The 21,669-nt window shown below is 66.7% G+C and carries 19 protein-coding genes and 1 pseudogene; 14 read left to right on the forward strand and 6 right to left on the reverse strand.

From position 1 onward, the window contains the following. Positions 1 to 5: 5 nt before the first annotated feature. Positions 6 to 869 (reverse strand): branched-chain amino acid ABC transporter permease, encoded by an 864-nt coding sequence (locus DFLDMN_RS21475; RefSeq protein ID WP_423199888.1) that lies wholly within the window; start codon positions 867 to 869, stop codon positions 6 to 8. A 393-nt stretch (positions 870 to 1,262) separates the two neighbouring features. Here DFLDMN_RS21475 and DFLDMN_RS21480 point away from each other — a divergent pair, with 393 nt between their 5' ends. The 5 genes from DFLDMN_RS21480 to DFLDMN_RS21500 all read left to right on the forward strand — a co-directional run bounded on the left by DFLDMN_RS21480 (position 1,263) and on the right by DFLDMN_RS21500 (position 5,476). Beyond that, the gene (locus DFLDMN_RS21480; RefSeq protein WP_423199889.1) at positions 1,263 to 2,108 is read left to right on the forward strand and encodes an IclR family transcriptional regulator; all 846 of its coding nucleotides are present in this window, start codon (positions 1,263 to 1,265) and stop codon (positions 2,106 to 2,108) included. Positions 2,109 to 2,159: 51 nt separating this feature from the next. Continuing rightward, positions 2,160 to 2,978, forward strand: coding sequence for an SDR family oxidoreductase (locus DFLDMN_RS21485; RefSeq protein WP_423199890.1), 819 nt, complete (start codon positions 2,160 to 2,162; stop codon positions 2,976 to 2,978). Between the two features lie 48 nt (positions 2,979 to 3,026). Further along, positions 3,027 to 4,028: a tripartite tricarboxylate transporter substrate binding protein gene (locus DFLDMN_RS21490; RefSeq protein ID WP_423199891.1), complete on the forward strand. Its 1,002-nt coding sequence runs from the start codon at positions 3,027 to 3,029 to the stop codon at positions 4,026 to 4,028. 145 nt (positions 4,029 to 4,173) lie between these two features. Further along, positions 4,174 to 4,539, forward strand: coding sequence for an ArsR/SmtB family transcription factor (locus DFLDMN_RS21495; RefSeq protein WP_423199892.1), 366 nt, complete (start codon positions 4,174 to 4,176; stop codon positions 4,537 to 4,539). Continuing rightward, complete coding sequence (locus DFLDMN_RS21500; protein WP_423199893.1) at positions 4,523 to 5,476, forward strand: SRPBCC family protein; 954 nt, start codon at positions 4,523 to 4,525, stop codon at positions 5,474 to 5,476. Before DFLDMN_RS21495 ends, DFLDMN_RS21500 begins: the two co-directional genes overlap by 17 nt. A gap of 30 nt (positions 5,477 to 5,506) precedes the next feature. Here DFLDMN_RS21500 and DFLDMN_RS21505 read toward each other — a convergent pair whose 3' ends face one another. Continuing rightward, complete coding sequence (locus tag DFLDMN_RS21505; RefSeq protein ID WP_423199894.1) at positions 5,507 to 6,064, reverse strand: GNAT family N-acetyltransferase; 558 nt, start codon at positions 6,062 to 6,064, stop codon at positions 5,507 to 5,509. 144 nt (positions 6,065 to 6,208) lie between these two features. Between DFLDMN_RS21505 and DFLDMN_RS21510 the strand changes: the two genes are divergently transcribed. Continuing rightward, on the forward strand, positions 6,209 to 7,105 hold the full coding sequence (locus tag DFLDMN_RS21510; protein WP_423199895.1) for a LysR family transcriptional regulator: 897 nt from the start codon (positions 6,209 to 6,211) through the stop codon (positions 7,103 to 7,105). A gap of 165 nt (positions 7,106 to 7,270) precedes the next feature. Beyond that, a complete protein-coding gene (locus DFLDMN_RS21515; RefSeq protein WP_423199896.1) occupies positions 7,271 to 8,506 on the forward strand; it encodes an MFS transporter in 1,236 nt (411 codons plus the stop codon). 131 nt (positions 8,507 to 8,637) lie between these two features. Here the strand turns inward: DFLDMN_RS21515 and DFLDMN_RS21520 are convergent, their stop codons facing one another. The 3 genes from DFLDMN_RS21520 to DFLDMN_RS21530 all read right to left on the reverse strand — a co-directional run bounded on the left by DFLDMN_RS21520 (position 8,638) and on the right by DFLDMN_RS21530 (position 12,125). Next, positions 8,638 to 8,898 (reverse strand): hypothetical protein, encoded by a 261-nt coding sequence (locus DFLDMN_RS21520; protein ID WP_423199897.1) that lies wholly within the window; start codon positions 8,896 to 8,898, stop codon positions 8,638 to 8,640. Between the two features lie 125 nt (positions 8,899 to 9,023). Next, entirely contained in the window at positions 9,024 to 10,406 is a 1,383-nt protein-coding gene (locus DFLDMN_RS21525) for an SLC13 family permease (protein ID WP_423199898.1), read from the reverse strand. 480 nt (positions 10,407 to 10,886) lie between these two features. Continuing rightward, on the reverse strand, positions 10,887 to 12,125 hold the full coding sequence (locus tag DFLDMN_RS21530; RefSeq protein WP_423199899.1) for an excisionase family DNA-binding protein: 1,239 nt from the start codon (positions 12,123 to 12,125) through the stop codon (positions 10,887 to 10,889). 237 nt (positions 12,126 to 12,362) lie between these two features. Between DFLDMN_RS21530 and DFLDMN_RS21535 the strand changes: the two genes are divergently transcribed. The 7 genes and pseudogenes from DFLDMN_RS21535 (at position 12,363) to DFLDMN_RS21565 (ending at position 21,331) form a co-directional block, all read left to right on the forward strand. Next, the gene (locus DFLDMN_RS21535) at positions 12,363 to 13,940 is read left to right on the forward strand and encodes a GMC family oxidoreductase (protein WP_423199900.1); all 1,578 of its coding nucleotides are present in this window, start codon (positions 12,363 to 12,365) and stop codon (positions 13,938 to 13,940) included. A gap of 306 nt (positions 13,941 to 14,246) precedes the next feature. Beyond that, positions 14,247 to 14,711: a hemerythrin domain-containing protein gene (locus tag DFLDMN_RS21540; protein ID WP_423199901.1), complete on the forward strand. Its 465-nt coding sequence runs from the start codon at positions 14,247 to 14,249 to the stop codon at positions 14,709 to 14,711. Positions 14,712 to 14,745: 34 nt separating this feature from the next. After that, a pseudogene (locus tag DFLDMN_RS21545) lies at positions 14,746 to 15,006 on the forward strand (DUF72 domain-containing protein); the annotation flags it as partial. A gap of 53 nt (positions 15,007 to 15,059) precedes the next feature. Then, entirely contained in the window at positions 15,060 to 15,230 is a 171-nt protein-coding gene (locus DFLDMN_RS21550) for a hypothetical protein (RefSeq protein WP_423199902.1), read from the forward strand. Positions 15,231 to 15,423: 193 nt separating this feature from the next. Next, entirely contained in the window at positions 15,424 to 15,630 is a 207-nt protein-coding gene (locus DFLDMN_RS21555; RefSeq protein WP_423199903.1) for a hypothetical protein, read from the forward strand. 287 nt (positions 15,631 to 15,917) lie between these two features. Continuing rightward, positions 15,918 to 17,087, forward strand: a complete 1,170-nt coding sequence (locus tag DFLDMN_RS21560) for a zinc-dependent alcohol dehydrogenase (protein ID WP_423199904.1) — start codon at positions 15,918 to 15,920, stop codon at positions 17,085 to 17,087. 179 nt (positions 17,088 to 17,266) lie between these two features. Then, a complete protein-coding gene (locus DFLDMN_RS21565; protein ID WP_423199905.1) occupies positions 17,267 to 21,331 on the forward strand; it encodes a CheR family methyltransferase in 4,065 nt (1,354 codons plus the stop codon). Here DFLDMN_RS21565 and DFLDMN_RS21570 read toward each other — a convergent pair. Next, the gene (locus DFLDMN_RS21570) at positions 21,318 to 21,584 is read right to left on the reverse strand and encodes a hypothetical protein (RefSeq protein WP_423199906.1); all 267 of its coding nucleotides are present in this window, start codon (positions 21,582 to 21,584) and stop codon (positions 21,318 to 21,320) included. The two genes, DFLDMN_RS21565 and DFLDMN_RS21570, sit on opposite strands and share 14 nt — an antisense overlap. Between the last annotated feature and the right edge of the window lie 85 nt (positions 21,585 to 21,669).

Raw genomic sequence — 21,669 nt, forward strand, 5'->3', positions numbered from 1 at the left:
TCTCCTCACGCCATCTTGCTGGCGAACAGGCCCTGGGGCCGCACGGACAGGATCACCACCAGCAGCAGGAAGGCGATGATGTCCTTGTAGTCGGTGGACACATAGAAGCCGCCGAAGCTCTCCGCCATGCCGATGATCAGCCCGCCGACAATGGCGCCCGGAATGCTGCCCATGCCGCCCAGGATGATAATGACGAACGCCTTGGTGATGACGAGGTTGCCCATGCTCGGGTAGACCAGGTTGATCGGCGCGTAGAGCGTGGCGGCAATGGCCGCCAGCGCGCCCGAGATGGCGAACACCAGCAGCGTGACGCGCGTGGCATCGATGCCGACCAGCGCGGCGCCTTCGCGGTTCTGCGCCATCGCGACGATGGTCGAGCCCGTGACGGTCCGTGTCAGGAACAGGTGCAGCAGCACCATCAGCCCGAAGGCGGCCACGATGATCAGCAGCCGCTGCATGGGCGCGGTCAGGCCCAACACTTCCACCATCTGGCCGTACGGCGTGGGCATGCGATGGAAGTCCGCGCCCCACAGCGCCTGGGCGCCGGCTTCGAGGAACAGCAGGATGCCGATGGCGGCGATCATGTCGTGGATCTCCGGCGCGTTGCGCAGCGGATGGAACACCAGCCGCTCTGCCAGCATCGACATCGCCGCCACCACGCAGGCCGCCGCCAGCATCGCGAGCCAGTAGTTCACGCCATACGATGTCATGAGGAAGTACGACACGTAGGCGCCGGCCATATAGAACGCGCCGTGCGCGAAATTGGGCACGTGCAGGATGCCGTAGACCAGCGTGAGGCCGAGGGCGACCAGGCTATAGACGCCGCCGAGCGTCAGCCCGTTGAGGAACTGCTGGAAAAACAATGCCACGGTTGTCTCCTTCGCTGCGGCACCGGTCCCCGGAGGGCCGGCGCTCGCGCTGCTCGTATGACGTGCGAGCGCATGAGCGGGGTCATGGCGTTGCACGTCCCGTGACGCCGTTCTAGCACGGTCGTTCGTTTTCGGCCGACTTTTGCATAGCCGTTTGGCAAGCGTCAAGCGATATGCCAGAGTATTCCGCGTATCGAAATACCCCCGCGCAGCCCCGCGTTTTTGCCTCCGTGTTATCCCTGATTTGCGCGCGCGGCGGTGGTGGCGGACAGTGCATCGCGTTGTATGGCGCGCGCATCGCGCGACGGGATGCGGCATGTCTGGCGTTGATAGCCGGCATGTTCTTGCCACATATCCGTCTGCCATGCGCCGGAACCTGATATCAAAGCTGGCATGAAACGCACTACCTCGATTCCCCAGCCCGTCGATGCGGCGCTGGTCTCCGGCGAGACCGTGCATCCGCTCGACGAGGCCGATCGCAACTTCGTGGGCGCACTGGCGCGGGGGCTGGAGCTGCTGCGCGCATTCGGCCCCGGCGACGACTTTCTCGGCAATGCGGAGCTGTCGCGCCGTACCGGCATTCCACGGCCCACGGTATCGCGCCTGACCTACACGCTGGCGAGCCTGGGCTACCTCGTCTATGTCGAAGCGCAGGAGAAATACCGCATGGGGCAGGGTGCGCTGCTGCCTGCGCATCGCTACCTGTCCGGCGCCGGCATTCGCGATATCGCCCAGCCGCTGATGCAGTCGCTCGCCTTTGCCACCGGCTGCACCGTGGCGCTGGCCGCGCCGGATCGACACGACATGCTGTACCTGGAAGCATGCCAGCCGCGCGGCGCACTGGTGATGCGGCTGACGCCGGGCTCGCGGCTGCCGATGGCGACGTCCGCGATCGGGCGGGCGTGGCTGGCCGGCCTGGCGCCGGGGCGGCGCGCCGCGGTCATGGCCGAGCTCGAGCGGCATTACGGCACCCGCTGGCCGGGCCTGCGCAACAAGCTGGAGCGGGCATTGCGCGAGCATGCGCGGCGCGGCTTCTGCCTGGCGCATGCCGAGTGGGATCGCGCGGTCAGCGGCGTGGCCGCGCCGGTGCGGCTTGCGGGTGGCAGCGAGGTGCTGTCGATCAATATCGGGGGCGCCGCCACGCGGCTCTCGCCGGAGATCCTGGAGACCAACCTGGGGCCGCGCATCCGCGAGCTGGCCGAGACGCTGCAGACCCGCCTCTGGCACCACCCCGCGTAAACCCCCGTCAAGCCAATCCATAACGAAACCGATGATGGCAAGGAGACCAGCATGGAGATTCGCAACAAGACAGTCGTCGTGACCGGAGGCGCTACCGGGATCGGGCGCGCGCTGGTTCTGGCGTTTGCCCGGGCCGGCGCGCGCGGCGTGGCGGTGGCCGATCTCGACGAGGCCGGCGCGGCCCAGGTGGCCGCCGAGGCTGCCGCGGCCATGCCGCAGTGCAATGTATTCGCGCAGCGCGTGGACGTGGCGGATGCCGCCGCGGTACAGGGCCTCGTCGATCGCGCGACCGAACGCTTCGGGCAGGTCGATGTGTTCTGCTCGAACGCCGGCATCATCCTGCGCAAGGGGCTGGAGGCCACCGCCGACGAATGGCAGCGGATCTGGGAGATCAACGTGATGGCCCATATCCATGCGGCGCAGGCGGCGTTGCCGCAGATGCTCGCGCGCGGCGACGGGTATTTCGTCAATACGGTTTCGGCGGCGGGGCTGCTGTCGCAGATCGGTTCGGCACCGTATGCCGTGACCAAGCATGCAGCGATCGGCTTTGCCGAGTGGCTGTCGATCACGTACGGCGATCGGGGCATCCGCGTGAGCTGCATCTGCCCGCAGGGTGTGCAGACGCGCATGCTGTTTGGCGAGCACGGCGAGCGCAAGGGATTCCTGCAGGCGGGCTCGGTCACGCCGGAGTACGTTGCCGACAAGACGCTGGAAGGCGTGGCGAACGAAAGCTTTCTGATCCTGCCGCATGCCGAGGTGCTCGAATATTATCGGCGCAAGGGACAGGATTACGACCGCTGGCTGCGCGGCATGCGCCGGCTGCAGGAGCAGGTCAGCAAGGAGTTTGGCGTCAGCGGCATCGGCCTCTGACGACGCACCTGGCAGCACCATCACAACACAATAATGGAGACAGCCCTCATGCGTTCCACATCGAACCCTTTCCGCCGCACCTGGATGCTCGCTGCGCTCGCCAGCGTCGCCGCCGTGGCCGCGCTGGCGCCGCCGGCCGCGCGTGCGGAAAGCTATCCGTCCAAGCCGATCCGCGTGGTGGTCGGCTTTCCGTCGGGCGGCGCGCCCGATATCCTCGCGCGCATCTTCTCGGAGAAGATCTCGCCGTCGTGGGGCCAGCCGGTGGTGGTCGACAACAAGCCCGGCGCAGGCGGCAATATCGGCGCGGAAGCGGTCGCGCATGCCGCGCCGGACGGCTATACGCTCGCACTCGGCACGGTCGGTACACATTCGATCAACGGCGCGCTCTACAGCAAGATGCCGTACGACATGGTCAAGGACTTCGTGCCGGTGATCCTGCTGGCCTCGACGCCGAACGTGCTGGTGGTGCATCCGTCGGTGCCGGCCAGGAACGTGCAGGAGCTGATCGCGCTGGCCAAGAGCAAGCCGGGTGGGCTGACCTTTGGCACGCCGGGCGTCGGCACCTCGCTGCATGTGTCGGGCGAACTGTTCAACACCATGGCGGGCACCAGGATCACGCACGTGCCGTACAAGGGCCGCGCCATGGCGATTCCGGACCTGCTGGGCGGCCATATCACGATGATGTTCGACAACCTGCCGTCGGCACTGCCGGTGGTGAAGGAAGGCAAGCTGCGCGCGCTGGGCGTGACGAGTGCCAAACGCTCGTCGTCGGCGCCCGATATTCCGACCATCGCGGAGCAGGGGCTGCCCGGCTATGAAGCCGAATCGTGGTTCGCGGTGTTCGCCCCGGCCGGTACGCCCAAGGAGGTGGTGAGCAAGCTCAATGCCGAACTGAACCGCATCTTCGAGTTGCCCGACGTCAGGCAGAAGCTCGCCACGCTGGGCCTCGACCCCGTGCTTGGCACGCCGGAGAAACTGGCGTCGTACCAGCGCTCCGAGATCGCCAAGTGGGCGAAGGTAGTGAAAGACTCGGGCGCCAAGGCCGAGTGACCGTGCCACCGCCGCCGTCGGGATCCCGATAGCGGCTCACCTCCGCGCGCGGGGCCGTGCCAACCCGCGCGCGGCCTTCCGCGCATTTCCCCCACGATTTACTAAAGTTCTTGCTTAACTATCGTGCGTCGCTATACTAAAGCACATGCTTAACTATCAAGATCCCCTCGACGCCACGTTCCAGGCGCTGGCCGATACCACGCGACGGACGCTGCTGGTGCAACTGTCGCGCGGCCCGGCTTCCGTGACCGACCTCGCGCGGCCCCTGTCGATGTCCCTGCCGGCCGTCATGCAGCACCTCGCGGTGCTGGAGCAGGCCGGCCTGGTGCAGTCGGAGAAAGTGGGGCGCGTGCGGACCTGCCGCATGGTGCCGAGTTCGCTCAGCCAGGCCGAGCAGTGGATCAGCCAACGCCGCGCCGAATGGGAAGGCAAAGGCGGCCATCTGGACCGGCTTGACGCATATCTGGCAACCATGAAAAAGGAGGCAACCCCCGATGACGACGGCAACTGACACTTCCCGCACCGCGCATCTGCCGGCTTTGACGGTATCGCGCGTATTTGCGGCCTCGCGCGAACTGGTATTCCAGGCGTGGACCGCGGCGGAACACCTGCAACACTGGTTCTGCCCCACCGGCTACAGCCTGCCCGAGGCCGATATCCAGTGCCGCGTGGGCGGCAAGTTCGATCTCTGCATGCGTTCGCCGGCAGGCCTGGACCACTGGATGCGCGGCCACTACGTCGAAATCGTGCCGCATGCCCGGCTGGTGATCGATATCACGGTGGTCTCGGGCGACGGCAAGCCCCTGTTCTCCGCGCTCACCACGGTCGGTTTCGAGCCGGTCAAAGGCGGTACGCGCATGGAGGTGACGCAGCAATACACGGCGCTCGATCCTTCGGCGGGCGACTTTACGCGCGGCGCGCAGGAAGGCTGGCGCCAGACGCTCGACAAGCTCGAGCAGGAAGTTGCGCGCATCGTTGCCACCACGCCGGCAGCGCGTTCCGTGGTGCATGGGCAGTTTCGCATCGAGCGGAATTTCGATGCCACGCCGGCGCAGGTCTATCGTGCGCTCACCGAGCTGGACGCCAAGTCGCAATGGTTTCGCGGGGGCGCCGACCAGACCATCCTGGCGCGCACCATGGACGTGCGCCCGGGCGGCCGCGAGCATGTGCAGGGACGCTGGACCAGCGGCATGGTATCGACCTTCGATGCGACGTACCTCGACGTGGTGCCGGACGCGCGCCTGGTCTATGCGTACGAGATGCATATCGATACGCGCAAGATCTCGGTATCGCTGGCGACGTTCGAACTCAAGCCGAACGGCAGCGGCACGCAGCTGGTGCTGACCGAGCAGGGCGCGTTCCTCGATGGCTACGACGACGCCGGTGCGCGCGAGCATGGCACCAACATGCTGGTGGATCAGCTGGGCGCGTGGCTGCGCGGGCGCTGAGGGCAGCAGGGGCGGCCTGGAGCGAGTCGATCAGCGCGGCAGCGAGCGGGCCCCTTCGCCTAGCTCGCGCTGCATCAGCACCGAGTCGACCCACCGGCCGAACTTGAAGCCGATATCGGGCAGCGTGCCGATATGGCGAAAGCCATGGCGTGCATGCAGCCCGATCGAGCCGGCATTGCCGCTATTGCCGATCACGGCAATCATCTGGCGCCACGGCCCTTGCTCGCAGCGGGCAATCAGGGCCGACATCAGCGCGCTGCCGACGCCGCGGCCCGCCAGGCCGTCGGCCACATAGACCGAATCCTCGATCGTATGCCGGTAGGCCGAGCGCGGCCGGTACAGCGTGGCATACGCATATCCCACCACCCGTCCGTCGAGTTCCGCGACGAGGTACGGCAAGCCGTGCTTCAGCACCGCGGCGCGACGCGCGTGCATCTCGTCCTCCGTGGGCGGTACTTCCTCGAAACTGGCCAGGCCATGCAGCACGTGGTGCGCGTAGATGGCGTGAAGCGCCGCCATGTCGTCGTCGGCGGCATCGCGGACGTGCACGTGAAGGGTGGAGCGAGGGGATGCGAGCGGGGCGGACATGTGCGGTCGGTTCGATGCGGGCAGGGCAGGGGAACAGGCAGGGGCCGGCAAGCCCCGGCAAGCATGATGTTGCGCCATGATGCCGGAATGACTAGCATAAATAAAGGTTTGTTGATTTATGCAATGCATAAGCATTTGTTTGAGATGAAACGGCTCAATCTCGATTACCTGCATACCTTCGTCACGGTGGTGGCGCACGGGAACTTCTCGGCGGCCGCGCAACGGCTGGAACTGACGCAGCCGGCGGTCAGCCAGCAGATCCGGCAGCTGGAGCGTAGCCTCGGCGCGCCCTTGCTGGAGCGCGTCGGTCGCCGGGTGCATGTCACCGCGGCCGGGGCCGAGCTGCTGGCGCATGCGGCGCCGATCCATGCGGCGGTCGACGCCGCCGTGGAAGCCGTGACCCATCGCGCGGCGGGGCCGGCCGGTCCGGTGCGCATCGGCACGGGCGCCACCGCGTGCATCTTTCTGCTGCCGCCGCTGCTGCGCGACCTGCGCGAACGTCATCCCGATCTCGAACTTGCCGTGACCACCGGCAATACCGCCGATGTGGTCAAGGCGGTGGAAGAGAACCTGCTCGATATCGGCCTGGTCACGCTGCCGGTAGCGAGCCGCAGCCTCGACGTCACGCCCGTGATGGAGGATGAATTCCTGTTGTTCGCGCCGGCGAGCATGGCGTTGCCGGCGCGCATGACGGCGGCCGCGCTCGCCACGCGGCCGCTGCTGGCATTCGAGGGCGGCAATACGCGCCGGCTCGCGGATGCCTGGTTCGCCCGCGACGGCATCGGCGTCAAGCCCGTGATGTCGCTGGGCAGCGTGGAGGCCATCAAGGAACTGGTGGCGGCGGGCCTGGGCTGCGCCATTCTGCCGGCCATGGCGGTGCGGCGCGAAGCCGCGCGCGCCGAGGTGGTAGTCCGGCCGCTCTCGCCGCGGCTGCACCGCAAGCTCGCGGTCGTGATCCGGCGCGACAAACGCTTGCATGCCGGGCTGGGGGAGGTATTCCGCGCGCTGAAGGGCGTGCACGCTGAAGGGCGTGCACGGTGAAGGGCGTGCGCTGAAGGGGGGCGTTGACGAGCGCGACGCTGACGAGCGCGGCGCTGAAGACGAAGGTGGCGCGCTTGTCCCGCGCCTGCAGAGCGCGCCCGTTTAGCGGACAATATCGCCTTCCCGCCAGGGAAGATAACGATATAACGCAAGCGATCTCTCCTCATGGTAGTAACACCGGAAAAGCCAGACCAGACCCCCCCGCCATCGCTCTCCGATACCCCCGACCGCGGCACCAGCCGCAAGGCCCTGCTTGCGCTGGGCGTGGGCGGTTTTGCAATCGGCACCGGCGAATTCGTCATCATGGGCCTGCTGCCCGACGCGGCGCGCGATTTGTCCATTTCGATTCCCGCCGCCGGACACCTGATCAGCGCCTACGCACTCGGGGTGGTGATCGGCGCGCCGTTGCTGGCCGTGCTCGGCGCGCGCTGGCCGCGGCGCAACCTGCTGCTGGCGCTGATGGCGGTCTTCGCGCTCGGCAATTTCGCCAGCGCGATGGTGCCGACCTATGGCTCGATGCTGGTTGCGCGTCTGCTGACCGGCTTTCCGCATGGCACGTACTTCGGCGTGGCGGCACTGGTGGCCGCCAGCCTGGTGCCGCGCCATGCGCGCGCCCAGGCCGTCGGCATGGTGATGCTGGGGCTGACCACGGCGACGCTGGTGGGCGTGCCGATTGCCGCCGCGCTGGGTCAATGGCTCGGCTGGCGTGCCGCGTTCGCGATGGTCGGGGCCATCGGCATGCTGACGGTGCTGCTGGTCTGGCTGTGGGTACCGTACGTGCCGGGCGACCGGCTGGCGAGTCCGCTGCGCGAATTGTCGGCGCTCGCGCGCAAGCAGGTATGGCTCACGCTCGGCATCGGCGCGATCGGCTTTGGCGGGATGTTTGCCGTGTTCAGCTATATCAAGCCGACCATGCTTGACGTCGCGCATCTGCAGGTGGACACCATTCCATTGATCCTCGCGCTGTTTGGCGTGGGCATGGTGGCCGGCAACCTGATTGGCTCGAAGCTGGCGGACAAGGCGTTGATGCCGGCGATCGGCGGCATGCTGGTGTGGTCGGCGGCGGTGCTGGGGGCCTTCGTCTACAGCGCGCACCATCCCTGGCTGGCATCGGCCAATGTACTGCTGATCGGCACCATCGTGGCGATCGGGCCGGCCTTGCAGATCCGCCTGATGGACGTGGCCGGCGACGCGCAGACGCTGGCGGCGGCACTCAATCATTCGGCGTTCAACATGGCCAACGCGCTGGGCGCATGGCTCGGCGGCGCGACCATCGCGGCCGGCTACGGCTGGACCTCGACCGGTTGGGTCGGCCTGGTGCTCGCACTGGGCGGCCTCGGCGTGTATGCGCTGTCGCTGGCAAGCGCCCGACGCGGCGGCGCGCTTGCGGTGGCGCGCTGATTTGTTGCCGCCTTTGTTGCCGCGTTTGTTGCCTCGTCGCCTCGTTGCCGCCGAGTGCGGCGCATGACGTGCATCGGGTGACGCGCATCGGGTCACCCGCATCGCGTTACGCCGCGATACCGTGGCTTGCGCTACTTGCGGATCTGAGGCCTGGCCGGTTCCTGTCTGGCGGGGTCCGGTGCCTGGTCCTGCCGGTTACCCGCCTGATCCTCGAGAAAATCGTGGGCGGCAAGATCGCCGCCTTCGTCCATCTTGTCGGGGCGGTCGGGCTGGTCGCTGCGGTGGCGCGACGGGCCGGTGTCCGCCATGCCGGGCTTCCAGCCCGGCCATGGACTTTTCTCGTCCTTGTGCTGCGGCATGCGGTTGTCGCGATCCTGGTTCGATGCGGTCATGGCGTTCTCCTGTAGCGGTCCTCGTTACGTGCTCCGTCACGACAGGCAAATTCCGTACCGCGGCCGCGGCGCGCGTGCGGCCCCGTCCGCGCGCCCTTGTGTAAATCCTGCATGCCGAAGTTGCACTAGGCGCCCAACACCACAAACAGGAACCACAGTACGACCGGCGCGATCAGCGTCACCAGCGCGCCATACACCATTAGCTTGCGGAAGAACGCCTGCCGGTCCACGCCCTGCGCATTGGCCAGCACCAGCGCGCCGTTGGTCGAGAACGGACTGACATCGACGATGGTCGACGACACCGCCATGGCGGCGATAAAGCCGATGGCACTGACGTCCCCGCCTTGCAGGAACGGCACCGCCAGCGGAATCAGGGACCCGAGCACCGCGGTGGACGACGCGAACGCCGACACCACCGCGCCGATAAAGCACAGGAGCAGCGCGGCGATCAGCGGCGACGTCAAGCCGGCCACGCTGTCGCCGACATAGGCAATGGTGCCCATCTTTTCCATCACGCCAACGTACGTGCTCACACCGACGATCAGCATGATCTCGGGCCACGACACCTGGCTCAGCGCCTGCTTCTGCAGATTGGGCGCCATCAGCGTGAGCAGCAGCGCGAGCGTGAGCGAGACAAAGCCGATATCGAGCTTGAAGTACAGCGTGAGCACGGCCAGCGCCACCAGGCAGGTGACGGTCAGGTATTGATAGAGCGTGCCGGCCGCATCCGCGCTGACCGCAGTGGCGCCAGGGCTGCCATGCCCCCCATGCCCGGCGATGTCATCCGGATGCGCGACCACGGTGGCACCGGCCATGGCGCGGGCGCTGAACGGGTCGTTCATCGCCATCACGCCGGCGCCGGCTCGGGTGGCCGCGGTAGCGTGCGTGGCCGGGCTGCCCTTGCGCATCAGCTTGAGGCCGCCGAGCAGGCAGAACAGGCCGCCGGCCACCGCCAGGTTGAAGCCAAGGCTGGCAAAGGCGGTCGCCATCTCGTTCAACGGCAGGCCGGCCTTGTGCACGATCTTGTTGGTGATGCCGCCATAGATGCTCATCGGCGAGAAACCGCCGCCCTGCGCGCCGTGCACGACCATCAGGCCCATCAACAGCGGATTGATGCCATAGCGCGCGGCAAAGCCGAGCGCGATCGGCGCGATGATCGCCACCGCCGCCGGGCTGACGGCCCCGACCGAGGTCAGCAGCGCCGCGATGCCGAACATGATCCATGGAATGGCAGCGATGCGCCCGCCCACAGCGCGTACCGATAGCCTGACCAGCCAGTCGATGGTGCCGTTCTTCTGCGCCACGGCAAACAGGTAGGTAATGCCGACCAGCGTCAGGAACAGGTCGGCGGGAAAACCCATGAAGATGGTCTTGGCCGACATGCCCACCACGAAGGTGCCTACCAGGAATGCGCCGACGAAGGCGAGCACGCCCATGTTGATCGGCAGGACGGTCGCGACCACAAACATCAGCGCCAGCACCGAGATGGACAGAACATGTTGCGACATGAGGGACTCCACGGCGAACGCGCGCCAGCACGCCTCGCCAGATGCGATATGCGGTAAGGAAGGGAAGGGCCGGGCCATGGCCGCGGCACGATGCGCGACCGGGGCGGAGGGCCCATTGGACACGTGGGAACCGCGGACCGTGGCGGCCGCGAATGCGGTCAACCCGCGTTCCGGGCGACCGACGGGCTACCCGGCATGCATGCCCGGCATGCGAGGACGACCGGGGGCCACGTTGGCCACGGCAACGGCTACGACGTACGGAACAGGTGGGACATGTCTCGCTCCATGAATCTTGTATGACTTATATGGAGACCACGATAGAGAGGCGCGAAGGTCGCGTCAATTAAGCTGCGGCGCGGATTTTTACGCCGGACGGAAAGAACGCTCGTTCGCCCCCCGGTGCTGCCGGCGCTTGTCCGTCACATGGGGGCGCATGCGCGCGACACATGATTTGCGGTGTTGGGAGGCGCTGGAGGCGATCTACCCGGCAAGACGCTCGCGCCGCTGCAGTTGTTCGCGCGTACGCCGCAGGTCGCGGTCTACCCTCAGCGCGCGCACTTCGCTCGACGCGATCGCGGCAAACGCCTCCAGCATCTGGCACTGCGCGGCATCGAGCGTGCGCGGACGATAGTCCATCACGCAGATGGAGCCCAGCGCAAAGCCGTCCGCATCGAGCACGGGCGCGCCCGCGTAGAAGCGGAAGTACGGCGCGCTTGCCACGACCGGGCTGGTGGTAAAGGCAGGGTCCTGCGACAGGTCCTGCACCATGAACACGCGTCGTTGCAGGATGGTGTGATTGCAGAAGGCAACGCTGCGTGGCGATTCGGTCAGCGCGATGCCGCGGCGCGACTTGAACCATTGGCGCGTGGCGGCGACCAGCGTCATCAGCGCGATGGGCATGTCGAGCGCCTGGGCGGCCAGCCACGTGATACGGTCGAATGCCGCATCGGCGCCCGTATCGAGCAGGCCCGAGCGCTCCACCGCGCGCAGGCGCCGGCCTTCGTTGGGCGCCACCGGATAAGTCACCGGAAATTCCAGTCCGAGGCTGGCGAGCGCGTCGGGGCTGCCGTCACCGCCGACGCTGCCACCGCTGCCACCGCCACCACCACCGCGCGGGTCCACGCCGCGGCCCCCATCGCTTCCATTGCGATCGCCGGCCTTGCCCGCGATTCCGCCCAGCAGTCCGGGCAGCTCGCGCAGCGTGGCAACGCGAACGCGTGCTGGCAGCGCGGCCGGATCGAGTTTGCGCGCGACAGGCTTGACCAGCACCAGCAGCGTCTCGCCCAGGCGCGTATCAGCGGCCAGGCGCGCCAGCATCGCGAGGCGGGCGTCGCTGTCCAGCGCGGCGTCCGGCGCGAGCTCGGTGCTGTCGGCCAGGTCGATCACCACCGCCGCGGGCGCGAGCGCTCCGAGCTCCAGCATGGCCGCCCACAGGTCCGCGCGCATCTGCACGTCGAGCGCGCCGTGGGCTGCGAGTGCCGCGGCAAAGCGCGGCTGTCGCCGCTCCGCGGTCACCACCATCACCATGGCCGATTCCGGCGCCGGTGCGGCCTGGCTGCGCGACAGCAAGGCCTGCACCTCGGCGCGATAGACCCGCCGATGGCCGCCGGGTGTCTTCCACGAGGGCAGCGTGCCGGCCTCGATCAGCAGTTGTGCGGTGCGCACGGAAATTCCCAGCAGCCGCGCGGCCTGGGAGGTGGTGAGGACGTGGTCTTCCATGAAAAACATGATGGCAGTGTGCTGCGTAGTGTAGCGACGAACCGACATGGGCGTCGGGCGGCGCCTGTCAGGCCGGCGTGGTGCCGATCCGATCGTGCGAATCGGCAAGAAAATTCATACAAAATTGATGGAATTATTTTATTTGAAATAGACTTCGCGGGCGGCACAGATTGCCGGGGCGCCGTGCACAGGCGGCGCGAGAGCGCATTCCTCCACCGAAGATTTCCACTGAAGGCCATGACCGATCACGCTTCCACTTCCCCATCCCTTGCCGGCCCCGGCCACCATTTCGACGTTATCGTCTGCGGCGCCGGTCCTTCCGGCTGCGTCGTGGCGGGGCGCCTGGCGGAGAACCCGGACCTGCGCGTATTGCTGATCGAGGCCGGCGGCGACGACGACGTGCCCGAGGTGATGATGCCCTCGCAATGGCCGCTGAACCTGGCCTCGGCGCGCGACTGGAGCTTTATGGGCGAACCCAACCCGCATCTCAACGACCGGGCCATGCCGCTGAGCATGGGCAAGGTGCTGGGCGGCGGCTCCAGCATCAACGTCATGGTGTGGGCACGCGGACATCGCAACGACTGGGAGGACTTTGCCGAGGCCACCGGCAATCCGAAGTGGGGGTATGAGTCGGTGCTGGAGATCTACCGGCGCATCGAGACCTACCAGGGCAAGGCCGACCCGCTCCGGCGCGGCACCGAGGGACCGGTCTACGTGGCACCGGCATCGGATGACCAGCCGGCGGCGCGGGCGCTGGTGGAGGCCGCGCGCGCGCACGGCCTGCCCGTATTCGACGATCCCAACGGCGAGATGATGGAAGGCCGCGGCGGTTGCGCCGTGAACGATCTCATCGTCCGCGACGGCAAGCGTTCGTCGATCTATCGCGCCTACGTGCACGGGCGGCGCGGACGCGGCAACCTGACCGTGCTGACCGATACGATGGTGTCGCGGCTGCTGCTGCGCGGCACGCGCGTGATCGGCGTGGAGGCCATCCGCGCGGGGCGGCGCGAACGGTTCCTGGCCGACCGCGAGGTGGTGCTGTCGATGGGCGCGATCCAGACCCCCAAGGTGCTGATGCAGTCGGGGATCGGCCCCGAGGCGGAACTGCGCCGGCACCGGATTCCGATCGTGCAGCACCTGCCCGGTGTCGGCGAGAACCACCAGGACCACGTGGCATGCGGCGTCATTTTCGAGTACCGCGAGCCGCTGCCGGTCCGCTTTGGCGGTTCGGAGGTCACGTTGTACTGGTCGACGGCGGCGGAGCAGCGCTTGCCGGACCTGTTCCATTGCCAGCTCGAGTTTCCCGTACCGAGCGCGGAGGTGGCCTGCATGGGCGTGCCGGCGCATGGCTGGACCATGTTCGCCGGTCTTGCGCACCCGCAGAGTCGCGGGCGTGTCACGCTGTCGGGCGCCGACGTCAACGATGTACCGATCATCGCGCCCAACACGTTGTCGCACCCGGACGACCTGCGTACCGCGATTGCCAGCATCGAACTCGCGCGCGCGCTGGGCGGCCATGCCGCCTTTGCCAACGTGGCCGTGCGCGAGGCCTTGCCGGGCAAGCTCGACGCAACCGCCATGGCGCAGTACGTTCGCAATGCGGCGGTCACGTACTGGCACCAGTCCTGTACGGCCAAAATGGGTCGCGACGCGATGTCGGTGGTGGACGGGCAGCTCAATGTCTACGGCATGCAAGGACTCCGGATTGCCGACGCTTCCGTCATGCCGCATGTGACCAGCGGCAATACGATGGCGCCCTGCGTGGTGATCGGCGAACGCGCGGCCGACGAGATTCGCGCCGCGCACGGGGTCTAGCCACGGGGTCTGGTGTCCGCGCGCCACATCGGCGGCGCTGGTGACGCGTGCCATCGGCGTGGCGCAAGTATGTAATTGGCGAACCCCGGTCACGCGGGCGGTACGCAGAACTTACAAAAGCGCGCGCGCGAGGCCGTCTATCGGCCGCATGATGGCTTGGAACGCGATTTGCAGAAGCCTTCCCGGGGCTCGTACCGGCGCCGGCGGGAAAATGCACCGGGGACGCATGGATTCTCCGCGCATCCCGCACGGACCGCCACCCTACGCTGCCGCCTCCATCCCCACAATTCAGAGAGAGAGATCATCATGGACAAATCCAAAGTACCCGTCGACCAACGTGCCGCCCTCGGTCTGCTCGCCGATGACCATCGCGCCGTCAAGAAGCTGTTCAAGCAATTCGAGGACGCCAGGGACGACGGCGAAAAGCAGTCCATCGCCATGGAGACGTGCCGCCAGCTCACCGTGCACGCGCAGATCGAGGAAGAAATTTTCTATCCGTCGCTGCGCGGCGCCTCCGACAAGCTCGATGACATGCTCGACGAAGCCAAGGTCGAGCACGGCGTGGCCAAGGACCTGATCGCCCAGATCGAGTCCGGCAAATCCGATATGCTCGAAGCCAACTACAAGGTCCTCACCGAGTACGTTGGCCACCATGTCGAAGAGGAGGAGGGAGAACTGTTCCCCGCCGTGATCAAGGCCAAGATCGACCTGCGCGAGATTGCCGAGCGCCTGGAGCAGCGCAAGCTCGAACTGATGGGCCAGGCTGCCTGACGGGGCGTGCCGCCGCGCCCGTCCGCACCCGCCCGTGACAGTCCGCATCGGCATCTCGGGCTGGCGGTATGCGGGCTGGCGCGGGGCGTTCTACCCCGTGGGGCTGCGTCAGTCCGATGAACTCGCGTTCGCCGCGCGCCATGCCGATACCATCGAGATCAACGGCTCCCATTATTCGCTGCAGTCGATCGAGAGCTACCGGACATGGCATGACGCGGTGCCGCGAAACTTCGTGTTCAGCGTGAAGGGGCCGCGCTATCTCACCCATTGGCTGCGTTTTCGCGACGAGGCGGCCCCGGCCTGCGATCACGTGTGCGCTGCGATGTCTTCTGCTATTTCGACAACGACATGAAGGTCAAGGCGCCGTTCGACGCATGGCGGCTGAAGGTGCGGCTGAAGGTGCGGCTGGAGGCGGCGCCGCACGAACAAAAAAAGCCCGTCACGCGGACGGGCGACAGAATCGAGGACCAAGGGATCTCGTGGGGTGGCTCTGGCACGCACGCGACCCTTGCAGGGTAGTGCGCGGCACCGTCTCCGTACCCGTCCGTAATGCTTCGGTAACGGACAGGACAAACCGTGCCGGTGCTGTGCGAAGCTATATCCATGCCCGTGCCGCGCGCGCCGTGCCGCCCGCACCGAATGTCCATGCAGGGCGCATCCCGGAACCGGATTTTCACGCTTTGTCGTCGATGGAGCAGGAGGAGAACAATCCATGCTGAAAGGAAAACGCCTCCGCGACCTGGTAGTGCTGGACCGCTATATCGCCGATAGCGAGGCACGCCTGAAGGAATGCGAAGCGCGTAATGCGACTGCCGGCAGCGATGGCGGCAGTGCGGTCGCGCTGCGCCAGTCGATCCATGCGCTGCGTGCGCGCCGCGAAGCCATCGTCGGCGTATCGGGCAAGTCCAGACCCAGATAGCGGTCCGTCTCTCCGGCCGGACGCCGCGGATGAGCCGCGTTGCATCCTGCTTTTGCAGTATTGGAGATGACCTCTGCAAGTTTGCACGCCGCGCGCGCGCTGGAGCGCATCGCCGCCGGCAGTTGGACAGCAGGCACGCCGCATGCTGAATCCCTTGTGCCCGGTCCCTGCCGGGCGCTTTCTCCCTGATTGGCCCGTCCATGGTGGCGGGCCTTTTTCCGCACTGGAATGGCAGTTGCATGGATGCCGCAAGCCCAGACGGGCCAACCGCGGACAAGGAGATCGAGATGAAAGCGCTCTGCTGGCATGGCAAGCATGACATTCGGTGCGATACGGTGCCCGACCCGACCATCGAGCACCCGCGCGACGCCATCATCAAGGTGTCGAGCTGCGCGATCTGCGGATCGGACCTGCATCTGTTCGACGGCTTTATTCCCGGCATGAAGGAAGGCGACGTGATGGGCCACGAGTTCATGGGGGAGGTGGTCGAAGTCGGCGCCGAGAACCGCCGTCTGCAGGTGGGGGACCGTGTGGTGGTGCCGTTCACGATCATCTGTGGCGAATGCGATCAATGCCGGCGCGGCAATTTCTCGGTGTGTGAGCGGACCAACCGCAACAAGGCGACCGCCGACAAGGTCTTCGGCCATAGCACGGCGGGCCTGTTCGGCTATAGCCACCTGACCGGCGGCTATGCGGGTGGGCAGGCCGAATACGTGCGTGTGCCCTATGCCGACGTCGCGCCGGTAAAGATTCCGGACGGGCTCAGTGACGAATCGGTGCTGTTCCTCGGCGATATCCTGCCCACCGGCTGGCAGGCCGCCGCGCAATGCGATATCCAGCCCGGCGATATCGTCGCCGTATGGGGCGCCGGGCCGGTGGGACAGTTCGCCATCCTGAGCGCGCTGCTGCTCGGCGCCGAGCGCGTGATTGCCATCGATCGGGTACCCGAGCGGCTCGCCATGGCCGAGCGTCTTGGTGCTACCCCGCTCAACTTCGAGCAGGTCAGCGTGGTCGAGGCGCTCAACGAGCAGACCGGCGGCAAGGGCCCGGACAAGTGCATCGACGCCGTGGGCCTCGAGGCCCATGCGACCGCCTCGCTCGATTCCGTGTACGACCGCGTCAAGCAGGCCGTCATGGCTGAATCCGACCGCCCGCACGTCTTGCGCGAGATGATCTATGTATGCCGGCCCGCGGGTGTGCTGTCGGTCCCAGGCGTCTATGGCGGGCTGGTCGACAAGATCCCGATGGGCGCGCTCATGAACAAGGGTCTGACCCTGCGCACCGGCCAGACTCACGTGAACCGCTGGACCGACGACCTGCTGCGCCGGATCCAGGAAGGGCAGATCGACCCAAGCTTCGTGATCACGCATCGGGTACCGATCGATCTCGGCCCGGACATGTACAAGACGTTCCGCGACAAGCAGGATGGCTGCGTCAAGGTCGTCATCTCGATGTAGGGAAGCTGGATGGGCGCCGGGGCGGCCCACTGCCGCGCCCGCGCCGGCACGGAGTATCATGGCGGCCGTGGCGTCACCCGCAGGGTGGGGGATGCCAGAAGGCGCCGCATGGCGGCCCCTCGGCCTCGGCCGGCGGAGCCTCGCGGACGGTTCCGCGAGCCCAATTCCGAATCCAGACGATGGCCAAAACGCGCCCTGCATCCACCCCCAGCCAGCTCACCTTTCCCATTGTCGGCGTTGGCGCCTCGGCGGGAGGCATCGAGGCTCTCAGAACCTTCTTCGAAGCATTGCCCGCACGCTCGGGCGCGGCCTATGTGATTGTGCTGCATCTGGCCCCCGACCACGCCAGCGTGCTGCCCGATGTACTGCGTGCGGTAACTGCGATGCCGGTGGTCCAGGTCATCGATGCCACGCCGATCGAGGTCAACCATGTCTATGTGATTGCGCCGTCGATGGTGCTGACCATGGTAGACAGCTTCCTGCGGGTAAAGAAGGCCAGGTCGAACGACGACCGCCGCGCGGCCATCGACCTGTTCCTGCGTTCGCTCGCGGACAGCCATCGCGAGCGCGCGGTGGGCATGATCTTCTCTGGTGCCGGGTCGGACGGGTCCGTCGGCATTACGCGCGTGAAGGAGCTCGGCGGCATCACCATCGCGCAGCACCCCGACGAGGCGGCGTTTGCCAGCATGCCGCGCGCGGCCATCGTCACCGACATGATCGACTTCGTGCTGCCGGTCGCCGAGATTCCCCAGCGGCTGATGGACCTCTGGATCACGGCGCGCCGCATCCAGCTGCCCGAGCACGTCGAGCCGGACCAGGCGCAGGCGGAGGCCGCCGAGAGTACGGAACGCGTATTGCGTGAGATCATGGTGATCCTGCGCACGCGTACCTCGCACGATTTCCGCCACTACAAGCGCGCTACCATCCTGCGCCGCATCGAGCGCCGCCTGCAGGTCAACGGCCTGACCGAACTGCAGGAGTACCGCGACTATCTTCACGAACATCCCGAGGAAACCCCGCTGCTGCTGCAGGACATGCTCATCAGCGTGACCAATTTTTTTCGCGACAGCGAAGCGTTCGAGGCGCTACGCACCGAAGTCATTCCCCATCTGGTGCAGAACCGCTCCACCAACGAGCCGATCCGCATATGGTCGGCCGGCTGCGCCACCGGCGAGGAAGCCTACTCCATCGCGATGCTGCTGCAGGAAGCTTCCGAGCGCGGCAATGAGGCGGTGCCTTACCAGGTGTTTGCCACCGATATCGACGAGCGCGCGATCTCGCTGGCGCGCATCGGGCTGTATCCCGAATCGATCGTGGCTGATGTGGATGCGGGGCGCGTGCGGCAGTTCTTCACCAAGGATGCATCGCACTACCGTGTCAAGAAGGAGCTACGCGAGCACGTCCTGTTCGCGCTGCACAACGTGCTCAGCGACCCGCCGTTCTCGCGGCTCGACATGGTGTGCTGCCGCAACCTGCTGATCTACCTGGACCGCGAGGCTCAGATCGACGTGCTGCGCACCTTCCATTTTGCGTTGCGGCCGGGCGGCTTCCTGTTCCTGGGCAGCTCCGAGGCGGCCGACAGCGTGACCAACCTGTTCACGGTGGTCGACAAGAAGGCCCGTATCTACCGCGCCAACGTGGCGGTGCGCGCCGATGCGCCGATGCCGCTGGCGGCGTCGGGCATGCATAGCGCGCGCATGCCCGTGGCGGTACCGCCGCCCCCGGGCAAGCGCAAGTTTTCGTTCGGGGACCTGCATCAACGTCTGGTGGAGCAGTACGCGCCTCCGAGCGTGCTGGTGAGCCGCGACTCCGACATCGTGCACCTGTCGGACCGCGCCGGCCGGTTCCTGCAATACGTGGGCGGAGAGCCATCGCACAACATCATCGCGGTGGTGCGGCCCGAACTGCGGCTGGAACTGCGCACGGCGATTTTCCAGGCGCTCCAGACCAATCACAGCGTGGAAGCGCGCCGGGTACAGCTGACGCGCGATGGCCGACGGTTCTTCGTCAACATGATCGCGCGCCCGGTGCACGATGCGGAGTCCAATGCCGACTTCGTGCTGGTGCTCTTCGACGAGGTCGAAGACAGCATGAGCGACGGGGCGGAAGACGCGCACAAGTCGCATCGCGACCCCGTGGTCAGCCAGCTCGAACGCGAACTGCAACGGACCAAGGACCAGCTTCAGGCCACCATCGAGCAGTCGGAGACTTCCACCGAGGAGATCAAGGCTTCCAACGAGGAGCTGCAGGCCATCAACGAGGAACTGCGCTCGGCCACCGAGGAACTGGAGACCAGCAAGGAAGAACTGCAGTCGATCAACGAGGAACTGACCACCGTCAACGCGGAGCTGAAGTCGAAGGTCGAGGAGACCAGCAAGATCAACGATGATCTGCAGAACCTGATCACCGCCAACGATATCGGCACGATCTTCGTCGACCGCAATATCCGCATCAAGCGCTACACCCCGCGCGCCACCGATGTGTTCAGCATTATTCCGTCGGATATCGGCCGCTCGCTGCTCGACATCACGCACCGGCTCGAATACGACAAGCTGGCCGACGACGCCGCCGAGGCGTTCGATTCCCTGCGCCTGCTCGAGCGCGAGCTGCACAGCACGGACGGGCGCTGGTATCTGGCGCGCTTTCTGCCGTACCGCACCACCGAGGACCGCATCGACGGCGCGGTGCTGTCCTTTATCGATATCACGTCGCGTCGCGCGGCGGAGGAACGGCTGCGCGAAGGCGAGCGCCGCATGAATATCGTGGCCGAGAGCACGCGCGATTACGCCATCATCACGTTCGACGACGACGGCCGGGTCACCAGCTGGAACAGCGGCGCGCAGCGCATCTTCGGCTATACCGAGGCGGAGATGCTGGGGCACTCGGGCCAGGTGCTATTCACGCCCGAGGATCGCGAGCGCGGCATACCCGCCTACGAGATGGCACAGGCGCGCAAGTACGGCCGCGTGGAAGAGGACCGCTGGCATCTGCGCAAGGACGGCAAGCGCTTCCGTTCGAGCGGTGTGCTGTCGCGGCTCGACAAGAGCGGCGTCATCGGCTTTGCCAAGATCGCGCGCGATCTCGACGAGGTGCTGCCGGCAGGCGCGCCGCGGCAGGATGCGTCGAACTGGCATCAGGAGCAGCTCCGTCGCGACGAGTTCCTCGCCATCGTCTCGCACGAGCTCAAGCACCCGCTGAACCTGATCAGCGCCAGCAGCGAGCTGATCGCGCGCTCGGCCGAGGCGCGCCGCAATCCGGCGATCGAGCGCGCCACCAATACGATTCGGCGCACGGTAATGGGCCAGGCGCAGATCATCGACGATCTGCTCGACATGTCGCGGGTCCGGACGGGCAAGCTGTCCATCGTGCGCGAGACGCTGGATCTGGGTGCCGTGGTAAGGCGGGTCTGTGGCGCACTTGCCGACGACGCCGAGCGCAGCGGCGTGAACCTGCATTGCGAGGTCCCGGACGAGCCGGTATGGGTGCATGCGGACCTCACGCGCATGGAGCAGGTGGTCTGGAACCTCGGCAGCAATGCGCTCAAATTCACCGAGTCCGGAGGCAAGATTACCGTCGTACTGGCCAGCGACGATGCCAGTGTTCGCCTGACCATACAGGATACCGGGGCCGGTATCGACGCACAGACGCTGCCTTATATCTTCGACATGTTCCGGCAGGGTGGCTTTCCCAAGGGCCGTCGTGGCGGACTCGGTATCGGCCTGTCGCTGGTCAAGGAGCTGGTGACGCTGCAGGGCGGCACGGTGCGGGCGGCCTCCCCCGGGGTGGGGCAGGGCGCGACCTTCACGGTGGAGTTGCCGCGCGGCTCCCTGCGCGAGTCGGGCACGCATATGCCCACGCTTCCCGCCGCCCTGCTGGAAGGATTGCGGGTACTACTGGTCGACGACGACGAGCTGACCGTGGAAACGTTCCGTCTGCTGCTCGAGGCCGAAGGCGCATCGGTCGATGTGGCCACCAGTGGCGCCGTCGCGCTGCAGCGGATGCAGGTGATGCGGCCGGACCTGTTGCTGTCCGATCTCGGCATGCAGGACATGGACGGCTACCAGCTGTTGCGCGCCGTGCGCCAGCGGCCGGAACTGGCCGGCATTCACGCCATCGCGTTGAGCGGCTTCGGCCGCCAGGACGACATCGAGGCGGCCATGCGGGCGGGATTCGACGCCCACCTGGCCAAGCCGGTCACGCTAGACGCATTGCTGACCACGTTGATCCGCGTCAGGAAGCAGTAGGGGCGCTACCGTCGGCGCCGGCGCGCCCCGTGGACGGACGGGCGGCATACCGGCAGAGATGCCTGCGGTGCCCGCGCAGCGTCGTCACCGTCTGGCGCAGCGCCTGGAGCAGTTGCTCGGCGGCTGCCGTCGGCATGCCGTCGGCCCGCAGCCGGCGGATCAGCGCAAGCTGGCCGCGCACGAGTCGCCGGCCGTCGGCAATATGACGGTCGGCGGTTTCGATCTCCGCTATGACGGTCGAGATGTCGGTCATGCGTGCCTCGTGGTTTGCCACGCCATCCATGGCAAGGAACCTGCGAGCCCATAGTATGTGCGACGAATGTCCAAAATAGTAAGAT

Source organism: Cupriavidus sp. H19C3 (genome assembly GCF_049393815.1).
Taxonomy (GTDB): Bacteria; Pseudomonadota; Gammaproteobacteria; order Burkholderiales; family Burkholderiaceae; genus Cupriavidus.

What these genes read in the sequence shown, in the direction of transcription:
- DFLDMN_RS21480 (WP_423199889.1), top strand. Translation starts at nt 1,263, where the DNA reads ATGAAACGCACTACCTCGATTCCCCAGCCCGTCGATGCGGCGCTGGTC.
- DFLDMN_RS21485 (WP_423199890.1), top strand. Translation starts at nt 2,160, where the DNA reads ATGGAGATTCGCAACAAGACAGTCGTCGTGACCGGAGGCGCTACCGGG.
- DFLDMN_RS21490 (WP_423199891.1), top strand. Translation starts at nt 3,027, where the DNA reads ATGCGTTCCACATCGAACCCTTTCCGCCGCACCTGGATGCTCGCTGCG.
- DFLDMN_RS21495 (WP_423199892.1), top strand. Translation starts at nt 4,174, where the DNA reads ATGCTTAACTATCAAGATCCCCTCGACGCCACGTTCCAGGCGCTGGCC.
- DFLDMN_RS21500 (WP_423199893.1), top strand. Translation starts at nt 4,523, where the DNA reads ATGACGACGGCAACTGACACTTCCCGCACCGCGCATCTGCCGGCTTTG.
- DFLDMN_RS21505 (WP_423199894.1), bottom strand. Translation starts at nt 6,064, where the DNA reads ATGTCCGCCCCGCTCGCATCCCCTCGCTCCACCCTTCACGTGCACGTC.
- DFLDMN_RS21510 (WP_423199895.1), top strand. Translation starts at nt 6,209, where the DNA reads ATGAAACGGCTCAATCTCGATTACCTGCATACCTTCGTCACGGTGGTG.
- DFLDMN_RS21515 (WP_423199896.1), top strand. Translation starts at nt 7,271, where the DNA reads ATGGTAGTAACACCGGAAAAGCCAGACCAGACCCCCCCGCCATCGCTC.
- DFLDMN_RS21520 (WP_423199897.1), bottom strand. Translation starts at nt 8,898, where the DNA reads ATGACCGCATCGAACCAGGATCGCGACAACCGCATGCCGCAGCACAAG.
- DFLDMN_RS21525 (WP_423199898.1), bottom strand. Translation starts at nt 10,406, where the DNA reads ATGTCGCAACATGTTCTGTCCATCTCGGTGCTGGCGCTGATGTTTGTG.
- DFLDMN_RS21530 (WP_423199899.1), bottom strand. Translation starts at nt 12,125, where the DNA reads ATGGAAGACCACGTCCTCACCACCTCCCAGGCCGCGCGGCTGCTGGGA.
- DFLDMN_RS21535 (WP_423199900.1), top strand. Translation starts at nt 12,363, where the DNA reads ATGACCGATCACGCTTCCACTTCCCCATCCCTTGCCGGCCCCGGCCAC.
- DFLDMN_RS21540 (WP_423199901.1), top strand. Translation starts at nt 14,247, where the DNA reads ATGGACAAATCCAAAGTACCCGTCGACCAACGTGCCGCCCTCGGTCTG.
- DFLDMN_RS21550 (WP_423199902.1), top strand. Translation starts at nt 15,060, where the DNA reads ATGAAGGTCAAGGCGCCGTTCGACGCATGGCGGCTGAAGGTGCGGCTG.
- DFLDMN_RS21555 (WP_423199903.1), top strand. Translation starts at nt 15,424, where the DNA reads ATGCTGAAAGGAAAACGCCTCCGCGACCTGGTAGTGCTGGACCGCTAT.
- DFLDMN_RS21560 (WP_423199904.1), top strand. Translation starts at nt 15,918, where the DNA reads ATGAAAGCGCTCTGCTGGCATGGCAAGCATGACATTCGGTGCGATACG.
- DFLDMN_RS21565 (WP_423199905.1), top strand. Translation starts at nt 17,267, where the DNA reads ATGGCCAAAACGCGCCCTGCATCCACCCCCAGCCAGCTCACCTTTCCC.
- DFLDMN_RS21570 (WP_423199906.1), bottom strand. Translation starts at nt 21,584, where the DNA reads ATGACCGACATCTCGACCGTCATAGCGGAGATCGAAACCGCCGACCGT.